Source organism: Nonomuraea sp. NPDC050202 (genome assembly GCF_040656115.1).
Taxonomy (GTDB): Bacteria; Actinomycetota; Actinomycetes; order Streptosporangiales; family Streptosporangiaceae; genus Nonomuraea.
Genome location: NZ_JBFALF010000023.1, coordinates 183,423 through 197,572 on the forward strand (window position 1 = coordinate 183,423; position 14,150 = coordinate 197,572).

Genomic DNA, 14,150 nt, shown 5'->3' on the forward strand with positions numbered 1-14,150 from the left:
GGAGGCGGCACGCCTCCGGCCACGACCGGGGCCTCGCCCTGACTGGTCTTCCTGTCGCAGGAGGGAACCCTCATGTCCCGACGTCCGTGGCTCACCTTGCTGACCACGATGGCGCTGATCATCCCCGGAGCGATCGCGCTCGGCGCCCCCGCGGCGAACGCCCTCGTCATCCCGCCGTCCGACTACCAGCAGGTGTCTCTCGCGTCGGGCGGCGCGGAACTGGGCGAGGCGATGTCGCTGGCCGTGATGCCGAACCGGTCGGTCCTGCACACGGCGCGCGACGGCACGCTGCGTGTCACCGACGCCAACGGCAACACGAAGGTGGCCGGCCGGCTCAACGTCTACACCCACGACGAGGAGGGCCTCCAGGGCGTGGCGGTCGACCCCGGCTTCGCCTCGAACCGGCACGTGTGGCTCTACTACTCCCCGCGGCTGAGCACCCCGAACGGTGACGCGCCGGCCACGGGCACGCAGGCCCAGTTCGACCAGTGGAAGGGCGAGCTGTACCTGTCCCGGTTCACCCTGAAGGCGGACGACACCCTCGACCTGGCCAGCGAGAAGGTGGTCCTGCGGGTCCAGAACGACCGCGGCCAGTGCTGCCACGTGGGCGGGGACATCGACTTCGATGCCGCCGGCAACTTGTACCTGACCACCGGCGACGACACCAACCCGTTCGAGTCGAGCGGCTACTCCCCGCTGGACGAGCGGACCAACCGCAACCCCCAGTTCGACGCCCAGCGCTCGTCCGCCAACACCAACGACCTGCGCGGCAAGCTCCTGCGCATCAAACCGCAGCCCGACGGCACCTACACCGTCCCCAGCGGCAACCTGTTCCCGCCGGGGACGGCGAGGACCCGGCCGGAGATCTACGCGATGGGCTTCCGCAACCCGTTCCGGATGAGCGTGGACAAGGCGACCGGCATCGTCTACCTCGGCGACTACGGGCCCGACGCCGGTGTGACCACCTCCAACCGCGGGCCGAGCGGGCAGGTGGAGTTCGATCGCATCACCGGCCCCGGCAACTACGGATGGCCGTACTGCACGGGCACGAACACCACCAGCGAGACCTACAACGAATGGAACTTCGCCACCAACAGCACCGGTCCCAAGTACGACTGCGCGGGCGGCCCGGCCAACAACTCCTTCCGTAACACCGGCCTGCCCACGCTGCCACCGGCGAAGCCGGCGTGGATCCGGTACGCGGGGGACGCCGGAAGCCCACCGGAGTTCGGCTCCGGGTCGGAGTCGCCGATGGGCGGCCCGGTCTACCGGTACGACCCCGGCCTGAGCTCGGCCGTCAAGTTCCCCCAAGCGCTCGACGGGCGGTATTTCGCCGGTGAGTACGGCCGGCGCTGGATCAAGGCGATCGAGGTCAAGCCGGACGGCGCCTACGGGGAGATCTCGGCGTTCCCCTGGTCGGGCACGCAGGTCATGGACATGGCCTTCGGCCCTGACGGGGCCCTGTACGTCCTCGACTACGGCACCGGGAGCAACAACCAGGCGCTGTACCGCATCGAGTACATCGGCAGCGCCAACCGCAACCCGATCGCCAAGGCGTCCGCCGACAGGACGTCGGGACCGGCTCCGCTGGCGGTGAGCTTCTCCTCGGCGGGCAGCTCGGACCCGGAGGGCGGCGCGCTGACCTACTCGTGGAACTTCGGCGACGGCACCACCTCCACGGCGGCGAACCCGAGCAAGACCTACACCGCGAACGGCGCCTACACGGCGACGCTCACGGTCCGGGATCCGCAGGGTCTCACCGGCACGGCGAGCGTGATCGTGACCGTCGGCAACACCGCGCCGACGGTCAGCCTCACCACCCCTGCCGATGGGCAACCGTTCTCCTTCGGTGACACCGTGCCCTTCCAGGTCACCGTCAGCGACCCGGAGGACGGCACGATCGACTGCGGCCGGGTCACCGTCGCCTACTTCCTCGGCCACGACAGCCACCGCCACCAGATCACCTCCGAGACCGGCTGCTCGGGCTCCATCACGGTGCCGGTCGACGGCGAGCACGACGCCGCGGCCAACATCTACGGCGTCTTCGAGGCCTCCTACACCGACGGGGGCGGTCTGACCTCCACCAGCACCCGTACGCTCCAGCCGAGGCACCGGCAGGCGGAGCACTTCGGCGCGCAGCAGGGCATCCAGCCGGCCGACCACGCCACCGCGGAAGGCGGCAGGACGGTCGGCTTCACCGACGACGGCGACTGGATCTCCTTCCAGCCGTACCACCTGGGCAACGCGACGCGGATCACCGCCCGGGTGTCCTCGGCCGGCGCGGGCGGCCGGATCGAGGTGCGGGCGGGCTCGGCGACGGGCACCCTGCTGGGGACGGTGAACGTGGCGAGCACCGGCGGCTGGGACACCTTCACCGACGTCTCCGCGAGCCTCAGCGGCGCGCCGGCCGGCACGACGACGCTGTACCTGGTCTTCCGCGGCCCGACCGGGCAGGGCTACCTGTTCGACGTGGACGCCTTCACTCTCGACACCGGCACCCCGCCCCAGGGCAGCACGAGCGCGCTGCGGGGTGTGGCGTCGAACCGGTGCCTGGACGTGAACGGCGCCTCGCAGGCCAACGGCGCGCAGGCGCAGATCTGGGACTGCAATGGGCAGCCCAACCAGCAGTGGACCTCCACCAGCACGAGCGAGCTGCGGGTCTACGGCGGCAAGTGCCTGGACGTGAACGGCGCCGGCACCGCCGACGGCACCAGCGTGATCATCTGGGACTGCAACGGCCAGAACAACCAGAAGTGGCGGCTCAACGCCGACGGCACCGTCACCGCCGTCGGCGCGAACAAGTGCCTGGACGTCTCCGGCACCGCCAACGGCACCAAGGCACGCATCTGGACCTGCACCGCAGGCACCAGCCAGCGCTGGACCCGCGTCTGAAAGGGACACCCATGCTGCGACATCTGACCTCAGCCGCGCCCGGAGGCGACCGCAAGACCTCTGTGCTGCGACGCCTGTCAGTGACAGCGGCGGCGATCATCGCCGCCGCGACGATGCTCCCCGCCATCCCCGCCCAGGCGGCCGCCTTCAAGGTGCTGGTGTTCTCCAAGACGGCCGGCTTCCGGCACGACGCCATCCCCACCGGGATCCAGGCCATCCGCGACCTGGGGGCGGCCGGCGACTTCGCCGTCGACGCGACCGAGGACTCGGGCGCCTTCAGCGCGGCCAACCTCGCCCAGTACCAGGCGGTGGTGTTCCTCAACACGACCGGCGACGTGCTGAACGACACCCAGCAGGCCGCCTTCCAGGCGTACGTGGACGGCGGGGGTGGCTACGTAGGGGTGCATTCGGCCGCCGACACCGAGTACGACTGGGCCTACTACGGGCAGCTGACGGGGGCCTGGTTCGCCAGCCACCCGGCGATCCAGCAGGCCACCGTACGGAACGAGGACCGGGCGCACGCCGCGACCGCTCACCTCGGGGCGACCTGGTCGCGCACCGACGAGTGGTACAACTACCGCGCCAACCCCCGACCGAACGTCCGGGTGCTGCAGAGCCTGGACGAGGGCAGCTACAGCGGCGGCAGCATGGGCGACCACCCGATCACCTGGTGCCACCCGCAGTCCTCCGGACGCGCGTTCTACACCGGCCTGGGGCACACCCGCGAGTCGTACGCCGATCCGAACTTCCGCACGCTGCTGCTCGGCGGGATCCGTTACGCGGCCAAGGCCGTCGACGCCGACTGCCGTCCCGAGAACGGGTACACGACGCTGTACGGCGGCTCGACGGCGGGCTGGTCGCAAGCGGGGCCGGGGTCGTTCGCCAACAGCGACGCCACGCTGACCTCCCAGGGCGGCATGGGGATGTTGTGGCACAACGCCAAGGAGTTCCGCTCCTACTCCCTCAAGCTCGACTGGAAGCTGACGGGCGACTCCAACTCCGGCGTGATCGTCGGCTTCCCGGCCACCAGTGACCCCGGCGCGGCGCTCGACACCGGATACGAGGTGCAGATCGACGCGACCGACACCCCCGACAGGACGACCGGGGCGATCTACGGGTTCAAGGCCGCCGACCTCGCCGCCCGCGACGCGGCGCTGAACCCGCCGGGGCAGTGGAACACCTACGAGCTGCTGGTGGAGGGTGAGCGGCTGCAGGTGTTCCTGAACGGCAGCAGGATCAACGACTTCACCAACACCGATCCGGCCCGCTCGCTCCAGCAGGGCCACATCGGCATCCAGAACCACGGCTCCGGTGACGTGGTGTCCTTCCGCAACATCCGCATCAAGGAACTGACCAGCACCCCGGGCGGTACCAGCGCGCTGCGGGGCGTGGGGTCGAACCGGTGCCTGGACGTCGGCGGCGCCTCCCAGGCCAACGGCGCGCAGGCGCAGATCTGGGACTGCAACGGGCAGCCCAACCAGCAGTGGACCTCCACCAGCGCCGGCGAGCTGCGGGTCTACGGCACCAAGTGCCTGGACGTGAACGGCGCCGGCACCGCCGACGGCACCAGCGTGATCATCTGGAGCTGCAACGGCCAGAACAACCAGAAGTGGCGCCTCAACGCCGACGGCACCGTCACCGCCGTCGGCGCGAACAAGTGCCTGGACGTCGCCGGCACCGCCAACGGCACCAAGGCACGCATCTGGACCTGCAACGGAGGAGCCGGCCAGCGCTGGACCCGCGTCTGAGGCGGCAAGGAGCCCGCGCTGATGAGAGCTACTTCGAGAGGGCGGAATACGTGCTGAGCATGCGCGGCATCGGCAAGAGCTTCCTGGGCGTGCGGGTGCTGTCCGGGGTGGACCTCGACGTGACGTCCGGCGAGGTCCACGCCGTCGTCGGTGAGAACGGCGCCGGCAAGTCCACCCTCATGAAGATCATCTGCGGGGTTCACGCGCCGGACGAGGGCACCATCGAGATCGACGGCCGGCCCGTCTCCTTCGGCCATCCTCTCGAGGCGCAGCGCTCCGGCATCGCGATCATCTACCAGGAGTTCAACCTGCTGCCCGAGCGCACCGTCGCCGAGAACGTGTTCCTCGGGCGCGAGCCCGTCAGGCGCGGCCTGGTCGACCGGGCCGCCATGGAGGAGGCGACCGCGCGGCTCCTCGCCGAGCTGGGCGAGGACTCCTTCGGCCCTCGCGACACCGTCAAGCGCCTGCCGGTGGCCCAGCGGCAGCTCGTCGAGATCGTCAAGGCGCTGTCGATGAACGCCCGGCTCGTCGTCATGGACGAGCCCAGCGCGGCGCTCGCCGAGCACGAGGTCGAGTCGCTCTACCGGCTGATCGGCCGGCTGAGGGAACGCGGCGTCGCCGTCGTGTACATCTCCCACCGATTACGCGAGGTGTTCGACCTCGCCGACCGGGTCACCGTGCTCAAGGACGGCTCCCGCGTCACCACGCTCCCGGCCGGCGAGGTGACCCCCGGCGAGCTGATCCGCCTGATGGTCGGCCGCGACCTCGGCGCCTACTTCCCGCCCCGCTCGGCCGGGGCCGGCGAGGTACGGCTCAGCCTGCGCGCGGCCGGCAACCACAAGCTCCGCGACATCGATCTGGAGCTGCGTGCCGGGGAGATCGTCGGCATCGCCGGCCTGCAGGGATCCGGCAGGTCGGAGCTCGCCAAAGCGATCTTCGGCGCGGAGCCGTTCACCACGGGCGAGATGATCCCGTCGCGCCCGCGCTCGGTCCGGGCAGGCGTGGCCATGGGCATCGGGCTCGTGACCGAGGACCGCAAGGCCGAAGGGCTCGCGCTGCGCCAGTCGGTGCGCGACAACGTCCTGCTCGTCGCCCGCGCGGTGGGCGCCCGGAACCGTGACGGCGTGCGCGACCTGCTCCAACGGGTGGGCCTGTCGCCTGCGCGCCAGGAACAGGAGGTCCGCTACCTGTCCGGCGGCAATCAGCAGAAGGTCGTGCTCGTGAAATGGATGACGATGGCGCCGCGGGTGCTGCTGTTCGACGAGCCGACCAGGGGTGTCGACGTCGGGGCCAAGGCCGCGATCCACGACCTGATGCGCGAGCTGGCCGACGACGGCATGGCCATCATGATGATCTCTTCAGAGCTGCCCGAGCTCATCGGCATGAGCGATCGCGTCGTCGTCCTGCGCGACGGCCGCATCGCGGGCACGCTGCCTGCCGGGGCCTCCGAGGAGGCCGTCATGCGCCTGGCCGCCGGAGAGGTGGGCTGAATGAACCTGCTCACCCGCCCTCCCCGCCCCGCCCGCGGCAGCCGGTCGCGCGGCGGTCTGGCGGCGTGCCTGCGCGACCCCACGCAGGTGGTGTTCCTCGCGCTGCTCGGCCTGGTCGCGATCGGCTGGGCCCTCGTCGCGCTCGACGGCGGCCAGTTCCTCACCATGGAGAGCGTCGTCGGGATCCAGCAGCGTTCCGCGGCCCTCGGCATCGTGGCGATCGGGCAGACGCTGGCGATCCTGGCCGGGTCGCTCGACCTGTCCGTGGCGTACCTGATCAGCCTGGCCTCGCTGGTCGCGGCGGAGATCATGGCGGGCCAGGACGGCGGCATCGGGCCGGCGGTCGCCGCGGTGCTGGTCATCAGCTCGCTGGTGGGGCTGGTCAACGGGCTGGTCATCACCAGGCTCCAGGTCCACCCCTTCATCGCCACGCTCGGCGTCGCCCTGATCATCAAGGGCATCGTCGACCACCTGTACGACGGCCCGGCGGGCAAGGTTCCCGAGTCGTTCCAGCTTCTCGGATACTCCCGCGTGGGGCCGATCCCCGTCTCCGCCCTGCTCTGGGCGGGCGTGGCCGTCGCGGCCTGGTTCCTGCTGAGCAGGACCCGGCTGGGATACCGGATCTACGCGGTCGGCGGCGACGAGGAGGTCGCCCGGCTGTCCGGCATCCGCACGGCCCGCGTCATCGTGATCACTCACGTGCTCTGCTCGGTCTGCGCCGGCATCGCCGGCCTGCTGCTGGCCGCCAGGCTCGGGGCGGGGGCGCCCACGGTGGGCACCGACGGCGGCTACGACCTGGAGTCCATCGCCGCGGTCGTGCTCGGCGGGACCGCGCTGGCCGGAGGCAAGGGCGGCGTGGCCGGGACCGTGGGCGGGGTGCTGCTGCTGGCCGTCCTGGACACCCTCTTCAACCAGCTCGAGGTCAACTCCTTCGCCAAGGACGTGGTCCGCGGCGTGGTCATCGTCATCGCGGTGGCCGTCTACGCCCGGCGCGGGACGAGGCGGGCGGCATGAGGCGAACCCTTCCCATTCTCGCGGTCCTCGTGGTGCTGCTGACCGCGATCGCGGTCGCCAACCCCTTCTTCCTGGAGCCCGCGGGTTTCCTGGCGTTCCTCAAACGGGCCGCGCCGCTGGTGATCCTCGCCGCGGGACAGTATTTCGTCATCGTCTCCGGCGAGTTCGACCTGTCGGTCGGCTCGCTGGTGACGGCCGAAGTGGTGATCGCCGCGCGGCTCATCGACGGAGACGAGTCCGCCACCTGGCCGGTCCTGGCCCTGCTGGTCGCCGCCGGGCTGCTCGTCGGGCTGGTCAACGGCGTGGTGACCACCAAGCTGCGGGTGCCGTCGTTCATCGTGACGCTCGGCATGCTGCTCATCCTCAGCGGGGCGGTCTTCCTGTGGACCGGTGGCGCGCCGCGCGGCGCGCTGTCGGAGGGCTTCCGGATGTACGGCCGCGGCGGCCTCGGGCCGCTGCCGTGGTCGGTGCTGATCCTGCTGGCCGTCGGCGCGGCGGCCATCTGGCTCATGCGCGCCGACTTCGGCAGGACGCTGATGGCCACCGGTGACAACGAGCGCGCCGCGGCGCTGTCCGGGGTGCGGGTCGACCGGGTCAAGATCTTCGCCTTCATGCTCTCCGGCCTGGCCGCGGCCGTCGCGGCGATCCTGCTCGGCGGTTTCGCCGGGGTCTCGGCGCAGGCCGGCCAGGGACTGGAGTTCTCCGCCATCACCGCGGTCGTCCTCGGCGGCGTGGTGCTCGGCGGCGGCCGCGGCTCCGTGCCGGCCGCCATGGCCGGGGCCGTCACGCTGGAGGCGCTGTTCACCCTGCTCAACCTGTACGGGATCTCGGGGGCGCTGGAGTTCACCGTTCAGGGCGTCATCATCATCGCCGCGGTCGCGGCGGGAGCCGTCCGACTTCCCCGGAAGTCCACCCCCCGAAGAGGAGACGCCCATGCCGCGTCGTAAGGCCGCAGTCGCCGTGTTCGCCGCGCTCGTCCTCGCCGGCTGCACCACCGACAAGCCGGCCACCACCACCGGATCCGCGGCGCCCGCCACCAGCGCTCAGGGGTCCGGCACGGGTGCGCAGTCGAAGTTCTTCGTGCAGGCCGATTTCGACGCCCAGCTGGCCATGCGCTCCCAGCAGCCCCAGGGCCCCGCGGCCCGGCCCTGGGAGCAGGCCATCGCCCCGAAGATGATCGACACGGCCCAGTACAAGAAGGACGGGCCGTACCACCTGTGCTTCTCCAACGCGGCGGTCAACAACCCCTGGCGCCAGGTCGGGTGGAAGACGATGCAGGCCGAGGCGGGCCTGCACGAGGAGATCGAGAAGTTCACCGCGCTGGACGCCGAGGGCAAGGACGACAAGCAGATCTCCGACATCGCCGAGCTGCAGGCCAAGGGATGCGACGCGCTGATCGTCTCGCCGAACACCACGGCGACGCTCACCCCCGCCGTGACGGCCGCCTGCGCGAAGGTGCCCGTCATCGTGTTCGACCGGGGCGTGGAGACGGACTGCCCGGTGACGTTCATCAAGCCCATCGGCGGCTACGCCTTCGGCGCCGACGCCGCCGAGTTCCTGGCCGAGAAGGTGCCGGCGGGCGGCAAGGTGCTGGCGCTGCGCATCCTGCCCGGCGTGGACGTGCTGGAGACCCGCTGGTCGGCCGCGAAGGTGGTCTTCGACAACAGCCGCCTGCAGGTGGTGGGCGTGGAGTTCACCGACGGTGACGCCGCCAAGACCAAGAGCATCGTCAGCGACTACATCCAGCGGCACGGCAAGATCGACGGCGTCTGGATGGACGCCGGCGCCACGGCGGTGGCCGCGATCGAGGCGTTCGAGGACGCCGGCCTGCCGGTACCGCCGATCAACGGCGAGGACCAGCAGGACTTCCTGCAGAAGTGGAAGGACGCGGGTCTCACCGCCGTCGCGCCCACGTACCCGACCTACCAGTGGCGCACCCCGATCATCGCCGCTCTGAAGATCCTCAAGGGCGAGGAGGTGCCCGAGATGTGGAACCTGCCGCAGCCGAAGGTCACCAGCGAGAACCTGCCGGCCTATCTCAAGCCCGACATGCCGCCGCTGCACTACGCGCTGTGCGGTTGTGAGGACCTGCCCGGCTTCCCGGAGACCTGGGGCGGCAAGAAGGGCTGATCGGCTCCTTCCCGCGAACCGACGACGAAGAGGGACGCCATGTTCTCCATCGGAGTGAACACCTGGGTCTGGGTCTCCCCGCTGACCGACGACGACCTGGCGCGGCTCGCGCCCCGCATCGCCCGGTGGGGCTTCGACGCCGTCGAGCTGCCCGTCGAGCGACCCGGCGACTGGGATCCGGACAAGGCCGCGGCGGTGCTGGCCGAGCACGGGCTGGCCGCGTCCGTGGTGCTGGTCATGCCGCCGGGGCGCGAGCTCGTGGACGCCTCACCGCAGACCGTCCGCGCCACCCAGGACTACCTGCGGCACTGCGTCGACGTGGCGGTGACCGTCGGCTCCCCGGTGATCGCAGGGCCTGCGTACGCCTCGGTCGGCCGGACGTGGCGGCTCTCGCCGGACGAGCGCCGGGCGGTCTACGCCGAGTTGCGCGAGCGGCTGCGGCCCGTCCTGGACCACGCGGCCGAGCGCGGGGTGAAGCTCGCGGTCGAGCCGCTCAACCGGTACGAGACCAGCCTCGTCAACACCGTCGAGCAGGCGCTCGACGCGCTGCCCGAGGACTGCCACCTGGCACTCGACGTCTACCACCTGAACATCGAGGAGAAGGACCCCGCCCAGGCGGTGCGGGCGGCGGCGGATCGCGTCGCGCACGTGCAGGTGTGCGGCACCGATCGCGGCACGCCGGGGGCCGACCGCTTCGACTGGCCCGGCTTCACCCGGGCCCTGCGCGACACCGGCTATCAGGGGCCGCTCGTCATCGAGTCGTTCACCGCGCACAACCGGACCATCGCCACCGCTGCCTCGATCTGGCGGCCCCTCGCGGAGAGCCAGGACGCGCTCGCCGTGGACGGCCTCGCCTACCTGCGCACCCTCTGACCTCCACGTGAACCTGCCCGCCCACCGTCATCCGCCGACTTCGGTAACCCCCAGGAGACCCCTTCATGCGAAGATCACGCCTGTTCATCGCCCTGGTCGCGGCCTTATCGGGGCTGCTGATGTCCGTGTCGCCGCAGGTGGCGCACGCGGCCGCGCCGCAGTTCAAGGTGCTGCTGTTCACCGAGACGGCGAGCGGCTCCTACCGGCACGACTCCATCCCCGCCGGTGTCACGATGTTCCAGCAACTGGCGACCGACAACAACTTCCAGGTCGACCGTAGCGAGGACTCCAGCGTCTTCACGAGCGCGACCCTGAACACCTACGACGCGGTGATCATGTTCCAGACCAACGGCATGGTGTGGGACAACGACGCCCAGCGCCAGGCCTTCCAGTCCTACGTGCGCAGTGGGCGCGGCGTCGTCGCGATCCACAACGCCACCGACATGAACATCGAGTCGCAGTTCCCGTGGTGGGACCAGGTCGTCCTGGCCGGCGCCCACATGACCGCGCACTCGTCGATCCTGCAGGGCACCGCCAAGGTGGCCGATGACGTCCACCCTGCCACGAAGGGCCTGCCGGACCGGTGGGTGCGGACGGAGGAGTGGTACAACTTCGACAAGAACACGCGGGGCTCGGTGCACGTGCTGGTGACCGCGGACGAGACCACCTACGACGCGGGGCCGAGCAGGATGGGCGCCGACCATCCGATCTCCTGGTGTCACAACCCGGAGGGCGGCCGGGTGTTCGCCACCGCGATGGGCCACCAGGCGTCCTCCTACGCGGAGCCGCTGTTCAGGCAGCACCTGCTGGGTGCGGTGCAGTGGGCGGCGGGCGCGGCGCCGGGCGACTGCGGCGGCACGGTCGCGGCCCGGTTCCAGAAGGTGACCCTCGACGGCGCGCCGGACCAGCCGATGGAGCTGGACGTGGCCGCCGACGGCAGGGTCTTCTACATCTCGCGCTCCGGCAAGGTGAACCTGATCGCCGCCAACGGCGGGGGCACGCGCGTCATCGGCACCCTGCCGGTGTACGACGGCGGCGAGGACGGCGGCATCGGGCTGGCGCTGGATCCGGGCTTCGCCACCAACGGCTGGATCTACGTCAACTACTCGCCGTCCAGCGGCGGCGAGGTGAACCGGGTGTCGAGGTTCACCTTCAACGGCACCAGCCTCGACCTGGCGAGCGAAAGGAAGATCATCGAGGTTCCGGCGTACCGCAACGTCGACGAGCCCGGCCACACCGGCGGCTACCTCGCGTTCGGGCCGGGCGGGAACCTGTACATCGGGCCGGGCGACGACACCAACCCGAACGGGTCCAGCGGGTACGCCCCGATCGACGAGCGGCCGGGCCGGGAGCACTACGACGCCCAGCGGTCCTCGGCCAACACCAACGACCTGCGCGGCAAGATCCTGCGCATCCACCCCGAGCCCGACGGCACCTACACGATCCCGTCCGGCAACCTGTTCGCGCCCGGCACCGCCAGGACCCGGCCGGAGATCTACGCGATGGGCTTCCGCAACCCGTTCCGCTTCTCGGTGGACAAGGTGACAGGCTGGATCTCGGTGGGCGACTACGGCCCCGACGCGGGCGCCGCGAACCCCAACCGGGGCCCCGAGGGCACCGTCGAATGGAACCTGATCAAGCAGCCGGGCTTCTACGGCTGGCCGTACTGCGTCGGCAACAACCTCCCGTTCAACGACTACAACTTCGCCACCAGCACCTCCGGAGCGAAGTTCAACTGCTCGGCGCCGGTCAACAACTCGCCCAACAACACCGGCCTGACCAACCTGCCCGCGGCCAAGCCCGCGACCGTGTGGTACAACTACCACGCCTCTGCCGAGTTCCCCGAGATCAACTGCTGCGGCGGCGCCGCCCCGATGGGCGGCCCGTTCTACCGCTACGACCCGGCCGGCAGCTCGGACCGCAAGTTCCCCGAGTACTTCGACGGCACGCCGTTCTTCTATGAATGGAGCCGCAACTTCGTCAAGGAGTTCCGCCTGGACTCCTCGGGCAACCTCCTGAAGATCAACTCCTTCGTGGCGCAGCTCGCCCCGCGTGCGCCGATCGACATGAAGTTCGGGCCGGACGGCGCCCTGTACATGGCCGACTGGGGCAACGGGTTCGGCCACGCGAACACCGACGACAGCATCTACCGGATCGACTACGTGGCAGGGAACCGCGCGCCCCTGGCCAAGGCGAGCGCCGACCCCGACTCGGGCACGGCGCCGCTGACGGTGGCGTTCTCCTCGGCCGGCTCGTCCGACCCCGACGGCGACGCGATCACCTACGCGTGGGAGTTCGGCGACGGCGGGACCTCCACCAGCGCCAACCCCTCCCACACCTACACCGCCAACGGCACCTACACGGCCAAGCTGACCGTCCGGGACTCCGGCGGGAAGACGGGCAGCGTCACGTTGCCCGTCGTGGTCGGCAACTCCCGTCCCGAGGTGGCCTTCGCGGCCCCGCCCGACGGCGGGTTCATCGACTTCGGCGACGAGGTGGACTACACGGTCGACGTCACCGACGCCGAGGACGGCGCTGCCGACTGCACCAAGGTCAACGTGATCACGGCGCTCGGCCATGACCAGCACGCCCACGACACCGGCCAGTACACCGGCTGCTCCGGGACGGTCACGACCACCGCGTCCGGCCACGACGAGGCCTCCAACGTCTACTACGTCCTGTCCGCCGACTACACCGACAGCGGCGGCCTGAAGGGCTCCGCCGGCCTCACCCTGCAGCCGAAACACAAGCAGGCCGAGCACTTCACCGGCTCGTCCGGGATCCGCGTCGTCGACGAGCCCGGAGCCGAAGGCGGCAGGCGCATCGGCGACATCTCCGCCAATGACTGGATCTCCTTCAGCCCGGTGAACCTGTCCGGGATCGACACGGTGTCCTTCCGCGTCTCGGCGCCGTCCAGCACGGGGGCGTCCATCGAACTGCGCGCCGACTCGCCGACCGGGGCCCTCCTGGCCTCCAGCCCCGTGCCGGCGACCGGAGGATGGAACACCTACGTGACGCTGCCCGCGGTGCAGGTCACCGACCCGGGTGGCACCCGCGACGTCCACGTCGTGTTCAAGGCGCCGTCCGCGAACGCGTTCGACGTGGACTCCATCACCTTCAACGGCAGGGGAGTCGGGCAGGGCGACGGCTCGCCGGGCAGCACGAGCCCGCTGCGGGGTGTGGCGTCGAACCGGTGCCTGGACGTGAACGGCGCCTCGCAGGCCAACGGCGCGCAGGCGCAGCTATGGGACTGCAACGGGCAGCCCAACCAGCAGTGGACCTCCACCAGCGCCGGTGAGCTGCGGGTCTACGGCGGCAAGTGCCTGGACGTGAACGGCGCCGGCACCGCCGACGGCACCAGCGTGATCATCTGGGACTGCAACGGCCAGAACAACCAGAAGTGGCGGCTCAACGCCGACGGCACCATCACCGCCGTCGGCGCGAACAAGTGCCTGGACGTCGCCGGCACCGCCAACGGCACCAAGGCGCAGATCCGTGCGTGCAACGGCCAGAACAACCAGAGGTGGACCAGAACCTGACCCTCAGGTGACGCCCGGACGGACCCTGGAGCCGCCCAGGACGTGCCCTGGAAGGCGACGTCAGGCGGGTGGCCGTTTGGGAGGTGCGGTGCTCTGGCGTACGACGAGTTCGGTGGCCAGTTCGACGCGGCTCTGGGGTAGGGGGTCGCCGTGGGCGAGGGTGAGGAGCATGGTGGTGGCGGCGGCGGCCATGTCGGTGAGGGGTTGGCGGATGGTGGTCAGTGGGGGGATGGTCCATCGTATGGAGGGCAGGTCGTCGAAGCCGATCACGCTGAGGTCGTCGGGGATGCGCAGGCCGAGTTGGTGGGCGGCGTGGTAGACGCCGATGGCTTGGCCGTCGTTGGTGGCGAAGATGGCGGTGGGTGGGTCGGGCAGGCGGAGGAGGCGGTGTGCTTGGGTGAGGCCGCCTTCGATGAGGAAGTCGCCGCGGGCGGTGAGTTGGGGGTCGGCGGGGATGCCGGCCA

The 14,150-nt window shown here is 70.6% G+C and carries 9 protein-coding genes; 8 read left to right on the forward strand and 1 reads right to left on the reverse strand.

The annotated features are described in order from the left end of the window. Positions 1–72: 72 nt before the first annotated feature. The 8 genes from AB0I79_RS42465 (at position 73) to AB0I79_RS42500 (ending at position 13,686) form a co-directional block, all read left to right on the forward strand. Complete coding sequence (locus AB0I79_RS42465) at positions 73–2,892, forward strand: PQQ-dependent sugar dehydrogenase (protein WP_357885887.1); 2,820 nt, start codon at positions 73–75, stop codon at positions 2,890–2,892. Positions 2,893–2,903: 11 nt separating this feature from the next. Continuing rightward, complete coding sequence (locus AB0I79_RS42470; RefSeq protein WP_357885889.1) at positions 2,904–4,640, forward strand: ThuA domain-containing protein; 1,737 nt, start codon at positions 2,904–2,906, stop codon at positions 4,638–4,640. 59 nt (positions 4,641–4,699) lie between these two features. Beyond that, complete coding sequence (locus AB0I79_RS42475; RefSeq protein WP_357885905.1) at positions 4,700–6,130, forward strand: sugar ABC transporter ATP-binding protein; 1,431 nt, start codon at positions 4,700–4,702, stop codon at positions 6,128–6,130. Continuing rightward, positions 6,131–7,144 carry an ABC transporter permease gene (locus AB0I79_RS42480; RefSeq protein ID WP_357885891.1) on the forward strand — a complete coding sequence of 338 codons (1,014 nt, stop codon included), beginning with the start codon at positions 6,131–6,133 and terminating at the stop codon, positions 7,142–7,144. After that, entirely contained in the window at positions 7,141–8,091 is a 951-nt protein-coding gene (locus AB0I79_RS42485; protein ID WP_357885893.1) for an ABC transporter permease, read from the forward strand. Before AB0I79_RS42480 ends, AB0I79_RS42485 begins: the two co-directional genes overlap by 4 nt. Then, complete coding sequence (locus AB0I79_RS42490; protein WP_357885895.1) at positions 8,078–9,274, forward strand: ABC transporter substrate-binding protein; 1,197 nt, start codon at positions 8,078–8,080, stop codon at positions 9,272–9,274. The genes AB0I79_RS42485 and AB0I79_RS42490 overlap by 14 nt, the downstream gene beginning before the upstream one ends. A 39-nt stretch (positions 9,275–9,313) precedes the next feature. Continuing rightward, on the forward strand, positions 9,314–10,147 hold the full coding sequence (locus AB0I79_RS42495) for a sugar phosphate isomerase/epimerase family protein (RefSeq protein ID WP_357885897.1): 834 nt from the start codon (positions 9,314–9,316) through the stop codon (positions 10,145–10,147). 65 nt (positions 10,148–10,212) lie between these two features. Further along, on the forward strand, positions 10,213–13,686 hold the full coding sequence (locus AB0I79_RS42500; protein ID WP_357885899.1) for a ThuA domain-containing protein: 3,474 nt from the start codon (positions 10,213–10,215) through the stop codon (positions 13,684–13,686). 60 nt (positions 13,687–13,746) lie between these two features. Here the strand turns inward: AB0I79_RS42500 and AB0I79_RS42505 are convergent. Continuing rightward, the coding region (locus AB0I79_RS42505; RefSeq protein WP_357885901.1) for a substrate-binding domain-containing protein at positions 13,747–14,150 on the reverse strand (404 nt) is incomplete at its 5' end.